This is a genomic window from Methylobacterium sp. D48H (genome assembly GCF_053345715.1).
On record NZ_JBKFAP010000008.1, the window covers coordinates 147,791 to 163,044 of the forward strand.

Annotated in this window: 15 protein-coding genes; 14 read left to right on the forward strand and 1 reads right to left on the reverse strand. The window is 71.2% G+C overall.

Annotated features, from left to right (window positions below):
* Positions 1 to 368: 368 nt before the first annotated feature.
* The 12 genes from ACLBX8_RS16075 (at position 369) to eutC (ending at position 11,982) form a co-directional block, all read left to right on the forward strand.
* Positions 369 to 1,523 (forward strand): transporter substrate-binding domain-containing protein, encoded by a 1,155-nt coding sequence (locus ACLBX8_RS16075; protein WP_447715494.1) that lies wholly within the window; start codon positions 369 to 371, stop codon positions 1,521 to 1,523.
* Positions 1,520 to 2,161: an ANTAR domain-containing response regulator gene (locus tag ACLBX8_RS16080; protein WP_447715495.1), complete on the forward strand. Its 642-nt coding sequence runs from the start codon at positions 1,520 to 1,522 to the stop codon at positions 2,159 to 2,161. Before ACLBX8_RS16075 ends, ACLBX8_RS16080 begins: the two co-directional genes overlap by 4 nt.
* A 35-nt stretch (positions 2,162 to 2,196) precedes the next feature.
* On the forward strand, positions 2,197 to 3,444 hold the full coding sequence (locus ACLBX8_RS16085; protein WP_447715496.1) for an urea ABC transporter substrate-binding protein: 1,248 nt from the start codon (positions 2,197 to 2,199) through the stop codon (positions 3,442 to 3,444).
* Positions 3,445 to 3,547: 103 nt separating this feature from the next.
* Positions 3,548 to 4,420: an ABC transporter permease subunit gene (locus ACLBX8_RS16090; protein WP_447715497.1), complete on the forward strand. Its 873-nt coding sequence runs from the start codon at positions 3,548 to 3,550 to the stop codon at positions 4,418 to 4,420.
* A 22-nt stretch (positions 4,421 to 4,442) separates the two neighbouring features.
* On the forward strand, positions 4,443 to 5,489 hold the full coding sequence (locus tag ACLBX8_RS16095) for a branched-chain amino acid ABC transporter permease (protein WP_447715498.1): 1,047 nt from the start codon (positions 4,443 to 4,445) through the stop codon (positions 5,487 to 5,489).
* A complete protein-coding gene (locus tag ACLBX8_RS16100; RefSeq protein ID WP_447681533.1) occupies positions 5,486 to 6,232 on the forward strand; it encodes an ABC transporter ATP-binding protein in 747 nt (248 codons plus the stop codon). The genes ACLBX8_RS16095 and ACLBX8_RS16100 overlap by 4 nt, the downstream gene beginning before the upstream one ends.
* Positions 6,225 to 6,935 carry an ABC transporter ATP-binding protein gene (locus ACLBX8_RS16105; protein WP_056533271.1) on the forward strand — a complete coding sequence of 237 codons (711 nt, stop codon included), beginning with the start codon at positions 6,225 to 6,227 and terminating at the stop codon, positions 6,933 to 6,935. The genes ACLBX8_RS16100 and ACLBX8_RS16105 overlap by 8 nt, the downstream gene beginning before the upstream one ends.
* Positions 6,936 to 6,967: 32 nt before the next feature.
* The gene (locus ACLBX8_RS16110; RefSeq protein WP_050731620.1) at positions 6,968 to 7,960 is read left to right on the forward strand and encodes an acetamidase/formamidase family protein; all 993 of its coding nucleotides are present in this window, start codon (positions 6,968 to 6,970) and stop codon (positions 7,958 to 7,960) included.
* Between the two features lie 21 nt (positions 7,961 to 7,981).
* Complete coding sequence (locus ACLBX8_RS16115; protein ID WP_447698985.1) at positions 7,982 to 8,743, forward strand: SDR family NAD(P)-dependent oxidoreductase; 762 nt, start codon at positions 7,982 to 7,984, stop codon at positions 8,741 to 8,743.
* A 257-nt stretch (positions 8,744 to 9,000) separates the two neighbouring features.
* Positions 9,001 to 9,705 (forward strand): L,D-transpeptidase, encoded by a 705-nt coding sequence (locus ACLBX8_RS16120; protein ID WP_447715499.1) that lies wholly within the window; start codon positions 9,001 to 9,003, stop codon positions 9,703 to 9,705.
* A gap of 97 nt (positions 9,706 to 9,802) precedes the next feature.
* Positions 9,803 to 11,206 (forward strand): ethanolamine ammonia-lyase subunit EutB, encoded by a 1,404-nt coding sequence (locus ACLBX8_RS16125; RefSeq protein WP_447698983.1) that lies wholly within the window; start codon positions 9,803 to 9,805, stop codon positions 11,204 to 11,206.
* Positions 11,203 to 11,982, forward strand: a complete 780-nt coding sequence (gene eutC / locus ACLBX8_RS16130; protein ID WP_447698982.1) for an ethanolamine ammonia-lyase subunit EutC — start codon at positions 11,203 to 11,205, stop codon at positions 11,980 to 11,982. Before ACLBX8_RS16125 ends, eutC begins: the two co-directional genes overlap by 4 nt.
* A gap of 24 nt (positions 11,983 to 12,006) precedes the next feature.
* Here eutC and ACLBX8_RS16135 read toward each other — a convergent pair whose 3' ends face one another.
* Positions 12,007 to 12,963 carry a GlxA family transcriptional regulator gene (locus tag ACLBX8_RS16135; RefSeq protein ID WP_447715500.1) on the reverse strand — a complete coding sequence of 319 codons (957 nt, stop codon included), beginning with the start codon at positions 12,961 to 12,963 and terminating at the stop codon, positions 12,007 to 12,009.
* Positions 12,964 to 13,157: 194 nt separating this feature from the next.
* Here ACLBX8_RS16135 and solA point away from each other — a divergent pair, with 194 nt between their 5' ends.
* Together solA and ACLBX8_RS16145 are read left to right on the forward strand one after the other, a co-directional pair.
* The gene (solA, locus tag ACLBX8_RS16140) at positions 13,158 to 14,330 is read left to right on the forward strand and encodes an N-methyl-L-tryptophan oxidase (RefSeq protein WP_447715501.1); all 1,173 of its coding nucleotides are present in this window, start codon (positions 13,158 to 13,160) and stop codon (positions 14,328 to 14,330) included.
* 71 nt (positions 14,331 to 14,401) lie between these two features.
* Complete coding sequence (locus tag ACLBX8_RS16145) at positions 14,402 to 15,244, forward strand: transporter substrate-binding domain-containing protein (protein ID WP_020093110.1); 843 nt, start codon at positions 14,402 to 14,404, stop codon at positions 15,242 to 15,244.
* The last annotated feature ends 10 nt before the right edge of the window (positions 15,245 to 15,254 follow it).

A 15,254-nucleotide genomic window follows, 5' to 3' on the forward strand; every position in this document is an offset into this window, starting at 1 on the left:
CGTTCGGGCGAGCAGAATAGGCGTTCTCCGCAGTTCATCATTCCGGAAATCGGAATAATCGCGCGGGCCAAAGGTGCCGAGCGATCCTGTGCCGGCCTGGCGCGGCCGTCATCCGCCTCGCCTCCGCGGTCGCAGGCGCCGCGGACGGGCTTGGCGCAGACGCCGATCAGCGACCCGGGAAGCAATCATCAAGACGCCGGTTCCGAAAAGACTGCGCGGGACTTGACACCGAGGCCATTACCGAGGAGCCTAGTTTTCAGGCGCGGGGCAAAGCTGCCCAGTTTCGCGCCAATACGTCACTATCTTTCACGGCGATGCCGCCCGCAGTGCTTCCGCACTGGCGGGCTTTTTGCGTTCTGAAGGATTGCATGGGCCTCAGCCATTACCGCATCGGAATCCTGTTCTCCGCGGACGGACCCTACGGTCTCGTCGGGAGGGCGATGCTGAACGGCGCGCTCCTGGCGGTCGACGAGGTGAACGCGCGGGGCGACTGCGTCCTGGAGCCGGTGATCCGCGATCCGCAGGGCGCCCTCGCGGGCTACGTCGCCGGCGCCGAGCGGCTCCTCGACGCGGGGATCCGCCACGTCGTCGGCTGCTACACCTCGTCGAGCCGCAAGGAGATCATCCCGATCTTCGAGAAGCGGGACGCCCTGCTCTGGTACCCGTCGCATTACGAGGGCTTCGAGACCTCGGCGAACGTGGTCTACACCGGGGCGGCGCCGAATCAGCACATCGTCCCGCTGGTGCGGCACCTCCTCGCCCGGGGCGGCCGCACGGCCTTCTGCGTCGGCTCCAACTACATCTGGGCCTGGGAGAACAACCGGATCCTGCGGGAGACGCTGGCGATCGCCGGCGGCGACGTCGCGGGCGAGCGCTACCTCGCGGTGGGCGAGACTGCCTTCGATCAGGTGATCGCGGCGATCCTGGCCGCGAAGCCGGACTTCGTCTTCAACACGCTGATCGGGATCTCGGCGTACCGGTTCTTCCGCGACTTCCGGAGCGCCTGCGCGGCGCGCGGCATCGACCAGGCGCGGACCATGCCGGTGGCGAGCTGCAGCCTGGCCGAGCCGGAACTGGAGGCGATCGGGCCGGAGGCGGTCGACGGCCACCTGTCCTCCAGCGTCTACTTCACGTCGATCGACACGCCCCGCAACCGCGCCTTCATGGCGGCCTACGCGGCGCGTTTCCCCGAAGGCCCGACCCCCTCGGCGGATGCGGAATCCTCGTACATCGCGGTGCATCTCCTGGCGCGGGCGCTGGCGCGGGCCGGGACCGAGGATGCCGCGACGGTGCGCCGGGCAGCCTGCGCCGACGAGTTCGAGGCGCCCCAGGGACCGGTGCGCCTCGACGAGACGACCCTCCACGCCTGCCTGACCCCCCGGATCGGCCTTTCGACGGCGGCGGCCCGCTTCACCATCGTGGCGCAGGCCGAGGCGCCGGTCGCGCCGGACCCCTACCTCGTGCGCAGCGATCCGCGCGTCGTGCCGGTGAGCCGGCGCCCGCACCTGAAGGTGGTGCCATGACGACGCCCCGGCTGATCCAGAATTTCAGCGGCGCGCAGGCCCTGCTGATCGCGCCACAGAGCACCGCCACGGACGTCCTGGCGAGCACCCTGATGAAGCTCGGGCTCACCGTGGCCTCGGTCGTCCCGGCCGGCGAGGCGCCGTGGCTCGATCTCGAGATCCTCGACCCCGAGCACCACATCGTCATCGTGGACGGCGACCTGCCGCTGCCGGGCCTCGCGGCGAGCGCCGTGCCCGACCTGCCGCCGGTCCCGGTGGTCGGGCTCGTGGGCGTCGAGGCGCCGAGCCGCCTCAAGGGGCTGCTCCAGCTCGGCGCGACCGGCCTGCTGCGCAAGCCGATCCACGGCGCCTCGGTCTACGCCGCTCTGTTCCTGGCGGTGAACGAGCACAACCGGCGCCGTCTCCTCGAAGAGCGTCTTGCCCGCCACGAGGAGCGGAGGCGCGGCCGGCGCCACGTCGTCAAGGCGATCCTGCGGCTGATGCAGGAGCACGGCGTCGACGACGACGCGGCCTACGAGACTCTGCGCCGCGACGCCATGCGCGCCCGGCAGCCCCTAGAGGCCTACTGCGAGGCGCTGGTGCGCGCCCGTCCGGCGGTCGCGGCGCCGGTCGCACCGCCGCGGCTCGCCCGATCCTGAAGCTCCGTCGCCAACCCGAAAACGAGGACGCCCTGATGCCGAGAACGCCCCGCGGATCCCGCCTGTCCGCCCTCGCGGCCGCCCTGCTCGCGGGCGCATCCCTGGCCGCCCCGGCGGCGCGCGCCGCCGACCCGATCAAGCTCGGCGTCCTCGAGGACCAGTCCGGCGACTTCGCCGTCGCCACCATCGGCAAGGTCCACGGCATCCAGCTCGCCGCGGACGAGATCAACGCCGCGGGCGGCATCGCCGGGCGCAAGCTGGAACTCGTGATCTACGACACGCAGTCCGACAACACGCGCTACCAGGAATTCATGCGCCGGGTGCTCCAGCGCGACAAGGTCAACGCCGTCTTCGCGGGCTTCTCCAGCGCGTCCCGCGAGGCCTACCGGCCGATCGTCGACCAGCTCGACGGTTTCGCGTTCTACAACAACCAGTACGAGGGCGGCGTCTGCGACGGCCACATGATCGTCACCGGCGCGGTGCCGGAGCAGCAATTCTCGACGCTGATCCCGTGGATGATGGAGAAGTTCGGCAAGCGGGTCTACACGATCGCGGCCGACTACAATTTCGGTCAGATTTCGGCGGAGTGGGTGCGCAACATCGTCAAGGAGAACGGCGGCGAGATGGTCGGGGAGGAGTTCATCCCCCTCGGCGTGTCGCAGTTCTCGCAGACGATCCAGAACATCCAGAAGGCCAAGCCCGACATCCTGATGACGCTGCTCGTCGGGACGGCGCAGGCCTCCTACTACGAGCAGGCGGCGGCCGCGAACCTGAAGGTGCCGATGGGCTCCTCGGTCAATATCGGCCAGGGCTACGAGCACAAGCGCTTCCAGCCCCCCAGCCTCGCCAACATGTACGTGACCACGAACTACATCGAGGAGGTCGACAGCCCGTCGAGCAAGGCGTTCCTCGCCAAGTGGAAGGCGAAGTTCCCGAACGAGCCCTACGTGAACCAGGAGGCCGAGAACTCCTACCTCGCGGTCTACCTCTACAAGCAGATGGTCGAGCGGGCGAACGGATCGACCAAGCGCGCCGACCTCCGCAAGGTCATCGCGGCGGGCGACGTCTGCGTGGACGCGCCGGAGGGCAAGGTCTGCATCGACCCGAAGAGCCAGCACGCCTCCCACACGATCTACCTCGCGAAGGTCGACGAGAAGCACGCGATCTCCTTCCCGAAGACCTGGGACAACATCCAGCCCTACTGGCTCGGGAAGGCCGGCTGCGACCTGACGAAGAAGGATCCGATGGCGCAGTACACGCCGAGCAACCCGCCGAAGCCCTGAGCCGCCGGGACGGGTTCCCGCGCGCCGCGGCCCCGGGCCGGAGACGACGCGACATCGCCGGGGCCGAGGCCCCGGCCCACAGCCATCACGATCGGGCCTCCGGATGGATCTGCTGACTCACGCCTTCACGTTCCTCTACCAGATCGGCGACGCGTTCTCGTTCCTGGTCCTCTCCGCCTGCGGTCTCGCGGTGGTGTTCGGCATGATGGGCGTGATCAACCTCGCGCACGGCGAGCTGATCATGTGCGGCGCCTACGTCACGGCGGCGACCACGCGGGCGGGGCTGCCGCTTCCGCTGGGGATCCTGGCCGGCGCGCTCGTCGCCGGGGCCGTCGGCATGGTGATGGAGCGCCTCGTCATCCGCCACCTCTACGGGCGGCCCCTCGACACGATCGTGGCGACTTGGGGCATCAGCCTCGCGGCGACGCAGGGCACGCTGATCCTGCTGGGCTCCAGCATGCCGGGGATCGGCACGCCGCTCGGCAGCTTCACGGTCGGCGGCTACTCCTATTCGACCTACCGCGTGGTGCTGATGGTCGCCGCCGTCGCTGTGCTGGCCGGCCTCTATCTCGCCTTCAACGCCACCCGCTTCGGGACGCTCGCCCGCGCCACCATCCAGGTGCCGCACATGGCCGAGGCCCTCGGCGTCGACACCCGCAAGGTCTACGCCCTGACCTTCGGCCTCGGCGCGGCGCTGGCGGGCCTCGCGGGCGGGCTCTACGCGCCGACCATGACCATCGTGCCGACCATGGGGACGACCTTCATCATGGAGGCCTTCGTCACCGTGGTGGTCGGCGGCGCCGACATCTTTCTCGGCACGGCGCCGGCGGCGCTCGTGCTGGGCACGGTGCGGGCGCTGCTCACGACGTGGCAGGGCCAGCTGTTCGGACAGATCGGCCTCCTCGTCGCGGTGATCCTGGTGATCCGGGTGCTGCCGCGGGGCATCTCGGGCCTGATCCTGCGCGAGCGGGCCTGAGGCCGTGGCGATGATTCCGGCGATGACCCTGCTCCGGCGCCTCGAGGGTCCGCAGACCCTGGGGCGCGGCCCGGCCTTCTGGACCGCCTTCGCGCTCGCGGTCGCCGCCGCGGTGGCCTACCCGTGGTTCGCGGACGGCTACACGGTCGGCAACACGGCGTACTTCTTCTGCTGGGTGTTCATGGCGCTCGGCCTGTGCCTGATCTGGGGCTACGGCGGCGCGCTCAGCTTCGGCCAGACCGCCTTCTTCGGCCTCTCCGGCTACGCCTACGGCGTGCTCACGCTCAATGTCGGCGCGGCCTACGGCTTCACCCTGGCGGCCCTGGTGCTGGCGGTCGCGCTCTCGGCCGTGATGGCGGCGCTCCTCGGCTACTTCCTGTTCTTCGGCCGGATCGGCGGGGTGTTCCTCGGCATCATCACCCTGTCGGTGACGCTCGCCCTGGAGCGCTTCATGGCGCAGACCGCCGGTCCGGAATGGAAGATCGGGGCGGCGCGGCTCAACGGCTACAACGGCATGAGTGGCATGCCGCCCCTGACAGTGCCGTGGCCCGACGGCGACGTCGTGCTGTTTCCCGACGTCGCCCTCTACTACGGCCTCCTGGGCCTCCTGATCGTCGTCTACCTCGCGCTGCGCATCCTGGTGAACGCCCGGTTCGGCAACGTGCTGGTGGCGATCCGCGAGAACCCGGAGCGGGCCGAGATGCTCGGCTACGACGTGCGGCGCTACCAGCTCGCCGCCTTCGTGATCGGCTCGGCCCTCGCGGGGCTGAGCGGCACCCTCTACACCGCCTGGGGCCAGTACATCACGCCCTCCAGCATGGGGCTCACCGCCGCCGCGCTGCCGGTGATCTGGGTCGCGGTCGGCGGCCGCGGCGACCTGACGGCCACGCTCATCGGCACGCTCGTGGTCCTCGGCGGCTTCCAGGCGCTGACGATCTACGGCAGCCAGTACGCCCTGGTGGTGATGGGCCTGCTCCTCGTCGTGGTGGTGCTGGCGGCGCCCGACGGCCTCGTGGTGGCGGCCATGCGCGGGCTCGGGCGCCTCCGCCGCCGGGAGGTGGGCCGATGAGCCCGCTGCTCGAGACCCGCGATCTGAGCAAGCATTTCGGCGGGCTCCACGTCACCAACGACGTGAACTTCGCCCTCGCGGCGGGGGAGATCCACTGCCTGATCGGGCCGAACGGCGCCGGCAAGAGCACCTTCTTCCGCCTGCTGCTCGGCGAGTACACGCCGGAGCGGGGGCAGATCCTCTACGCCGGCGAGGACATCACCGCGCTCAAGCCCTTCGCGCGGATCCGGCGGGGCATGAGCGTCAAGTTCCAGGTGCCGGGCATCTTCCCGAGCCTGTCGGTGGCGCACAACCTGGAGATAGCCCTGCAGCACCATCTCGAGGGCGCCTCGCTCGGTGCCGAGATCCGCCGACTGCTCGCCTTCCTCAATCTCACCGCGGCGGCCTCCGACCGCGCCGGCAACCTCAGCCACGGGCAGAAGCAGTGGCTGGAGATCGGCATGGCGATCAGCCTCAAGCCGCGCCTGCTCCTCCTCGACGAGCCCACCGCCGGGATGTCGCCGGACGAGACCTTCGCCACCGGCGCGATGGTGCAGGCGCTCAACCGCGACGGCGTCGCGGTGCTGGCCATCGAGCACGACATGGCCTTCGTCCGGCAGATCGCCCAGCGGGTGACCGTGCTCCACGTCGGGCGCATCTTCGCCCAGGGCACCACCGACGCGATCATCGCGGACGAGCGGGTCGCCGCGATCTACCTCGGGGAGGCGGACGCGCCGCCGCTGCGGAGCGTCGCCGATGCCTGAGCCGCTCCTCGCGACGACCGGCCTCCGCGCCGGCTACGGCGGCAAGCCCGTGCTGCAGGGCGTCGACCTCGCGGTCCGGCCCGGCGAGATCGTGGCGGTGATCGGCCGCAACGGCGTCGGCAAGTCGACGCTGATGCGCAGCCTCGTCGGACTCCTGCCCGCCTCCGCGGGCGGCATCGCGTTCCGGGGTGCGGCGGTCGAGGGGCTCGCCGCCCACCGGCGCGCCCGCCTCGGCATCGGCTACGTGCCGCAGGGCCGCGATGTCTTCCCGCGCATGAGCGTCGTCGACAACCTGACGGTCGGCGCGTCGCTGCTGCCGAAGGGGGAGCGGCCGGATTACGAGCGCGCCTTCGGGCCTTTCCCGATCCTGCGGGAGCGGCGCGGGCAGCGGGCGGGGACGCTCTCGGGCGGCCAGCAGCAGCAGCTCGCCATCGGCCGCGTCCTCGTCGGCGGGCCGGCGCTGATCCTCCTCGACGAGCCCTCCGAGGGCATCCAACCCTCGGTGGTGCAGCAGATCGGCCGCACCCTCGTCGATCTCAACCGCCGCACCGGGGTGACGATCGTGTTCGTGGAGCAGAACCTCGACCTGATCCGCGCCATGGCCCAGCGCAGCTACGTCATGGACAAGGGCCGGATCGTCGCGGAGCTGACGGCCGGTGACCTCGACGACCGCGACCTCGTGCGGCGCCACCTCGCCGTCTGACGACACGGCAGACAACCAAGGGAGAGACGACCATGCAGTGGCTCGACCAGTCCATCATGGCCCGCAAGGGCGTCGCCGGCGGCAAGCCCGGCCGGGAGCACACGATCACCGAGGCCGAGCAGGGCCGCTACCACTACGTCTACGGGCCCTTCGCCGAGCCGGTGCTGACCGTCGATCCCGGCGCGGTCGTCACCGTCGAGACCCACGACGCCTTCGAGGGCAAGATCCGCCACGAGACCGACAGCCCGACGCAGATCCTGAACTTCCCCTACCTCAACCCGCAGAACGGGCCGATCTACGTCAACGGCGCCGAGAAGGGCGACTGCCTCGCGGTGGCGATCCGCTCGATCCGGCCGCGCGGCCCGCAGCCCTGCGGCACGACGCTGATCATGCCGGAATTCGGCGGCCTCGTCGCCACCGGCGACACCGCGCTCCTCAATCCGCCGCTCCCCGAGCGGGTGCGCAAGCTCGAGGTCACGGCCGAGACCGGCGTGCGCTGGAACGACCGGATCACGCTGCCCTACCAGCCGTTCATCGGCACGATCGGCACCTCTCCGGAGATCGAGGCGATCTCCTCGCTGCAGCCGGACTATTACGGCGGCAACATGGACCTGCCGGACGTGGGCGTCGGCGCGGTGATCTACCTGCCGGTGAATGCGAAGGGCGCGCTCCTCTACCTCGGCGACTGCCACGCCGCGCAGGGCGACGGCGAACTCTGCGGCGTCGCGGTGGAGCACCCGACCCACACGACGGTGCAGATCGACCTGATCAAGGGCTGGACCTTCCGCTGGCCGCGGCTCGAGACCGAAGACTTCTACATGACGATCGGCTCGTCCCGGCCGATGGAGGACGCGGCGCGCATCGCCTACCGGGAGCTGATCCGCTGGCTCGCGGCCGATTTCGGCTTCGACGAGATCGACGCCTACATGCTGCTCACGCAGTGCGGGCGCGTGCGGCTCGGCAACATGGTCGATCCGAAATACACGCTCGGCGCCTCGATCACGAAGGCGATCGCCCACGCCTGACCGGCGACGGAGGAGGACGGCATGGATCTCGGGCTCAGAGGCCGCCGCGCGCTGGTGACCGGCGGCACCAAGGGCATCGGCGCGGCGATCGTCGACCTGCTGGCCGACGAGGGGGCGGCGGTCGCCCTCTGCGCCCGCAACGCCGCGGAGGTCGCCGGCAAGGTGGCGGCCCTCCGCGCCCGGGGCGTGGCGGCGACCGGGCGCGCCGTCGACGTCGCCGATTCCGCCGCGCTGCGCGGCTGGGTCTCCGAGGCAGCGGAGGAACTCGGCGGCCTCGACATCGTGGTGCCCAACGTGAGTGCCCTCGCGGTCGGCAGCGACGAGGCGGCGTGGCGCAGCGGCTTCGCCGTCGACATGATGGGCACCGTCTCGGCGGTCGAGGCGGCGATGCCTTACCTCGAGCGCTCCGAGGCCGGCGCGATCGTCGTCATCTCCAGCGTCTCCGGGCGGGAGATCGACTTCGCGGCCGGTCCCTACGGCGCCTTCAAGGCGGCGCTGATCCACTACGCGCAGGGGCTGGCCTTCCAGCTCGCGCCGCGGAACATCCGCGCGAACTCGGTCTCGCCCGGCAACACCTACTTCGCGGGCGGCGTCTGGCACCAGATCGAGACCGGCAACCCGGCGCTGTTCGCCGAGGCGCTCCGGCTGAACCCGACCGGCCGGATGGCGCGGCCGGAGGAAGTGGCCCGCGCGGCCGTCTTCCTGGCCAGCCCGGCCGCGAGCTTCATCACCGGCACCAACCTCGTGGTCGACGGCAGCCTGACCCGCGGCGTGCAGTTTTGACGCCGACCGGCCTCGCCCCGCACCGGGACACCTGCGACGTCCGAAGCACACCCGGCGCGTTCAGTACGGTCGTTCAGCGACGAAGTCCGGAGATCGCGAGGACTCACCACACTTGCGACGCATTTCGGCCGCTCTCGACTCTGTAAAGACAAGCTTGCCACGCGCGCTGGCACGCGGCACTCTCAAGCTTGGCCGTTCGCGCGGCGGTGGCACGCCGCGCAGTCGCGCCGGGCTGCAGGACAGGGAAGTCCAGGGCGATGATGACGGACGATCGCGAGGCCGGCGGGCTCGACGGGCGCGGGCGCCTCGGATGCGAGGCGGGAGTTCTCAGCCGCCGGTCGTTCCTGGCCGGCTCGGCCCTCGGGATCGGCGCGCTCTCGCTCGGCGGGTGCGGGACGACCGACACCCTGCTCATGGCCGAGGCGACGAAGACCTACGGGCCGATGCCGAACGAGAAGTTCCCGATCCCGGCGGTCGACGTCAGCAAGGTCAACCCGAAATACTACCGGCGGACCGTCCAGTACGCCTCGTCGGAAGCGCCCGGCACGATCGTGGTCGATCCCGCCAACTACTACGTCTACCGCATCGAGGGTGACGGCACCGCCACCCGCTACGGCGCCAATGTCGGCCGCCAGGGCTTCCTGTGGAACGGGAACGCCTATGTCGGCCGCAAGTCCGAGTGGGCGACCTGGACCCCACCCAAGGAGATGATCCGGCGCCAGCCCGAGGCCGCGAAATACGCCCGCGGCATGCCCGGCGGCCTCGATAACCCGCTCGGCGCCCGCACGCTCCACCTCTACCAGAACGGCGCCTACACGCTCTACACGATCTACGCGAGCAGCGATGCCGAATCGATCGGCACGGGCATCACCAGCGGCTGCGTCGGCCTGCTCAGCCAGGACATGATCCACCTCTACGCGCGCACGCCGGTGAAGACGAAGGTGGTCGTGCTGCCGGCCTGAGGGCGGGCAGCGCCCGCGCCGTCCCCGCTTCCCGGCGGCCCCGACATCCTGCAGGATCGGCGTCCCTGACTTCCGACAGCGCGCCGGGAGCGCCCGCATGGCCTACGCGACGACGATCGAAGGCACACGCTTCACCTTCCCCGACCTGCGCAGCCTGCTCGCCAAGGCCACGCCGGAGCGCTCGGGCGACCAGCTCGCCGGGCTCTGCGCCGACGGGCCGGTCGAGCGCCTGGCCGCGCAGATCGCCCTCGCCGACCTGCCGCTCAAGACCTTCCTGGCCGAGGAACTGATCCCCTCGGACCAGGACGAGGTCTCCGACCTCATCGCCCGCCAGCACGACCCGGAAGCCTTCGCGCCGGTCTCATCCCTGACGGTCGGCGCCTTCCGCGAGTGGCTGCTCGCGCCCGCCGCCGACGCGGACGCCCTTGCCGCCCTCGCGCCCGGCCTCACGCCCGAGATGGTCGCGGCGGTCTCCAAGATCTGCCGGCTGCAGGACCTCGTCGCGGTGGCCGCCAAGCGGCCGGTGGTGACGCGCTTCCGCTCCACCATCGGCCTGCCCGGGCGCCTCGCCACCCGCAACCAGCCCAACCACCCGACCGACTCGTCCGAGGGCATCCTGCTCTCGGCCCTCGACGGACTGCTGATGGGCTCGGGCGACGCGGTCATCGGCGTCAACCCGGCCACCGATTCCCTGCCGGACTACATCCGCATCGTCGAGCTGCTCGAGACCCTGCGCCTGCGCCTCGACGTGCCGACCCAGCACTGCTGCCTCGGCCACGTCACCGTGGCGATCGAGGCCATGGACCGCGGCGCGCCCGTCGACCTCGTGTTCCAGTCGGTGGCGGGCTCGCAGAAGGCCAATGCCGGCTTCGGCGTCGACCTCGCCGTCCTGCGCGAGGCCTCGGACGCTGCCCGCGCGCTCGGCCGCTGCCCGGAGGGCGGTCAGCTCATGTACTTCGAGACCGGCCAGGGCTCGGCCCTCTCGGCCGACGCCCACTGGGGCGTCGACCAGCAGACCATGGAGGCGCGCGCCTACGCGGTGGCGCGGGAGTTCGACCCGCTGCTGGTCAACACGGTCGTGGGCTTCATCGGTCCCGAGTACCTCTACGACGGCAAGCAGATCATCCGCGCCGGGCTGGAGGACCACTTCTGCGGCAAGCTGCTCGGCCTGCCGATGGGCGTGGACGTCTGCTACACCAACCACGCCGATGCCGACGGCGAAGACATGGACGCGCTCCTGACCCTGCTGTGCGCGGCCGGGGTCAACTTCGTCATCACGGTGCCGGGGGCGGACGACGTGATGCTGAACTACCAGTCATTGTCGCACCACGACGCTGTCTACGCCCGCGAGACCCTGGGTCGCCGTCCGGCCCCGGAATTCGAGGCGTGGCTGCGGGCCGTGGGCATCACGGACGGGCAGGGCCGGCTGGCCAGCGCGACGGGCGCGCTGCCCCCGGCCCTGGCCGAGGCGTCCCGGCTCCTGCCCGGGCGGGCCGCGTGAGCGGCGAGCCGGCCCGACCGGGCCCCCCGACGCTGCGCGACCTGCGCGCGCTGACCCAGGCGCGCATCGCGCTCGGCGCGCACGGCGCTGGCCTGCCGACCGCCGCGGCGCTCGCCTTCGGGCTCGACCATGCCCGCGCCCGCGAGGCGGTGTGGACGCCCCTCGACGCGGTCGCGATCCGCGAAGGGCTGCGGGCGCAGGGCCTCGACGCGTTGGAGGTCCGCTCCGCCGTGGCCGACCGGGCGGAGTACCTGCGCCGGCCGGACAGGGGCCGCACCCTCGATCCGGAATCCGGGTCGGTGCTCGACGGGCACGGGCCGGGCTTCGACGTGGCGATCGTGATCGCGGACGGGCTGTCGGCGACGGCGGTCGCGCTGAACGCGGTCCCGGCGGCGGCGGCGCTGGCAGCGCGGGTGCGGCGGGCCGGCTGGCGCCTCGCGCCGGTGGTCGTCGCGAGCCAGGGACGTGTAGCGATCGGCGATCCGATCGGGGCGCGACTCGGGGCGCGCTGCGTCGTGGTTCTGATCGGGGAGCGGCCGGGCCTGTCGGCCTCCGACAGCCTGGGCTGCTATGTCACGTTCGGCCCGGCGCCGGGGCTGCCCGATTCCCGGCGGAACTGCATCTCGAACATCCGGGAGGGCGGCCTGGCGGTCGAGGCGGCCGCCGCGCAGATGGAGGCGCTGCTGCGGGCGATGCTGGCCCAGGGCACCAGCGGCGTCGCGCTGCGCCGGGACGATCCCGCAGACCCGAAGGCGCTGCCGGACGCGCGGGACTGACCGCTCGGACGACCCGGGCGGACGTCACGCGCGCTCCGCGGACGGGCTGCAGCCGAACTGGGACCGGTAGCAGCGGGCGAAATGGGCCGCGCTCGTGAAGCCGCAGGCCGTCGCGATCTCCCCGATCCTGAGCGGGCTCTGGCGCAGAAGGCGGCGTCCGTGGGCGAGGCGAATCGCCCTGTACTGGGCCGAGAAGCCGAGCCCGAGCTTGTCGAGGAACAGCCGGTCGAGGTGGCGCGGGCTTATCGCCGCGAGGCGCGCCATGGCGAGGCGGCCGAGCGGCGCCTCCACGGTCTTCTCCATCGTCTCCAGTACCGCCAGCAGAGCCGGATGGTGGATTCCGTAGCGCTCGACCGCGGAGGCCCGCTGCGGGTCGTCGGCGGCGCCGATGGCGGTGTGGAGGAACCAGTCGGAGACGCGCCGGGCGAAGGCCTCGCCCATGCGTTCGGCGATCAGGGCGTGGGCCATCTCCAGGGGCGCGACGCCGCCGCCGCAGGTCAGGCGATCGCCGTCGGCGACGTAGCGCGCCCGGCTCAGGCGCGCCTCCGGGAAGGTCTCGACCGTGGCACCGGCATATTCCCAGTGGAGCGTGAATGCGCGATCGGCCAGCAGGCCCGCTTCGGCCATCAGGTAGGGACCGCCCGAGATGCCGCCGATGCGGACGCCGAGTCGGGCCATCCGCCGCAGGGTCGCGTGGATCTCGGGCCTGTCCCACCCGGTCGGCTCGCCGCCCGCGCAGACGAAGAGGGTGTGGAGGTGGCCGCGCTGGCGCGGCAGCGCCTCGGTGGGGACCTCGGCGCCCGACGAGGCGGCCACTGAGCCCTCCGACTCGCCGAAGTAGCGCAGGCGGTAGAGCGGCCGCCCGGCAAGTTCGTTGGCCGCCCGGAACGGCTCGCACCCCGAAGCGAAGGACAGCAGCGCGAAGCCGGGCACGAGGATGAAGCCGATCTCCTGTGGGCGATCCCCGGTCTCCGCCTCCATCTCGCACGCCCCCTCCGCTCCTCGATGGCTCAAACGTGCAGGAAACCGTCCGTTTCAGTCAAACGCCCGCCTCGGCATTGATCATGCTGTGTGCCGTTACCCCGTCCCGCGCGAGATCGCTTCCGGATGCCTCGACCTGCCGATCTTCCTCCGTTCCGCGCCGCCGCGGCGGCCCGTCCCGGAAGCCAGCGGGAGTGTCGGCCGTGAGCCGCCGCTACGACGTCGCCGTGCTGGGGCTCGGCGCGATGGGCAGCGCCGCGCTCTACCAGCTGGCGAAGCGGGGCGCCGCGGTCATCGGGCTCGACCGCTTCGCGCCGCCCCACGCGCTCGGGTCGAGCCACGGCGAGACGCGGATCACCCGTCAGGCGGTCGGTGAGGGCGCCGACTACGTCCCCTTCGTCACCGCCTCGCACCGCATCTGGCGCGAGCTGGAGGCCGAGACGGGCGAGACCCTGCTGAACGCCTGCGGGGCGCTCGTCATGGCCCCGGGCCACGGCGTCTCCTCGCACCACGGCAAACCGGACTTCGTGGGCCGGTCCATCAGCGCCGCGGAGGGCGCCGGCATCGTCCACGAGGTGCTCACCGGCGCGGAGGTGGCCCGCCGCTTCCCGCAATTCCTGAACCTCGCGGGCGATGAGAAGGCCTATTACGAGCCGGGCGGCGGCTACGTGTTCCCGGAGCGCTGCCTCGCGGCGCAGCTCGGCCGCGCGGGTGCCGCGGGCGCCGAGATCCGCACCAACTGCACGGTGGTCGCGCTGCAGCAGGACGGGAGCGGCGTCCGCATCGAGACGGCGGAGGAGACCATCCTGGCCGACCGCGCCGTCGTGGCCGCGGGCGCCTGGACGGCCCCCCTGCTCGGGAGCCCCTTCGACCGGCTCCTGACCGTCCGTCGCCAACTGCTGCACTGGTACGCGCTCGCGGACGAGACTGCCTACGGGCCGCACGCGCCGGTCTTCATCTGGATGTACGGGACGAGCGACACGGAATACCTCTACGGCTTCCCGCCGCTGGACGGGTCCATCAAGGTCGCGACGGAGCAGTACAGCACCACCACCACCGCCGACGGGGTGGAGCGCCGCGTCGACCCGTCGGAATCCGACGACATGTACCGGCTGCGCGTCGCGAACCGGCTGGCCGGCGCGACCCCGGAGGTCGTCCAGGCCGCCGCCTGCGTCTACACGGTGACCCCCGACCGCGGCTTCATCATCGACCGGCATCCCGCGATGGAGCGGGTCCTGGTCGTCTCCGCCTGCTCGGGGCACGGCTTCAAGCACTCGGCCGGCATCGGCGAGGCCGTCGCCGCGGAGCTGGCCGGGACCGGTAGCACCGTCGATCTCAAGCCCTTCGCTCTGGCACGTTTCAGTTGATGCGCCGACCGATGGCTCGTGGATTGCTTGAAACCATGCCAAGATCCGTCGACCCGAGCAGGAAAGATCCGATGCGTCTCACCGTCCGCACCCTTCTGACCACCGGTGCGCTGGCCGCGCTCGCGGCGTTCTCGACCGTCGCGCTGCCCGGCCGGGCCACGGCCGCCGACGGCGTCGACGCGATCAAGAAGCGCGGAACGCTGATCGTCGGCGTGAAGGCGGATTACAAGCCGTTCGGCTTCCGCGACCCGAGCGGGACCATCATCGGCCTGGAGCCCGACCTCGCCGCCGACCTCGCCAAGCGGCTCGGCGTGAAGCTCGAGCTCGTGCCGGTCGTCTCGGCCAACCGGATCGAGTTCCTGCAGCAGGGCAAGGTCGATCTGCTGATCGCCACCCTGTCGGACAAGCCGGAGCGACGCCGCGTGGTGCAGGCGATCGACCCGAACTACTATTCCGACTTCGTGAACGTCCTGCTGCCCAAGTCGTCCGGCATCACCGACTGGGCGCAGCTCAAGGGCAAGCCGCTCTGCGCCACCTCGGGCGCCTGGTACAACAAGGACGTCGCGCGGACCTACGGTGCGGAGATCGTCGCCTTCGACGGATCCGAGAAGCCGCTCTTCGCGCTCAAGCAGGGCAACTGCATCGGCTACGTCTACGACCAGAGCATGCTGCAGGGTAAGCTGCTCGACGACGACTGGAAGGCCAACTACGCGCTGCCGCTCAAGGGCATCCTCGACGCCCCGTGGATGATGGCGGTGGCGCAGGGCAACACCACGCTCCAGGCCGCGGTCGAGGACGCCACCAAGGACTGGATGAAGACCGGCTTCATCGTCAACGAGGAGAAGAAGTGGGGCATCGAGCCGACCGCTTACTCGAAGGCGATGCACGAGAAGTACAAGAACGCGACCAACTGATGCGGTTCTG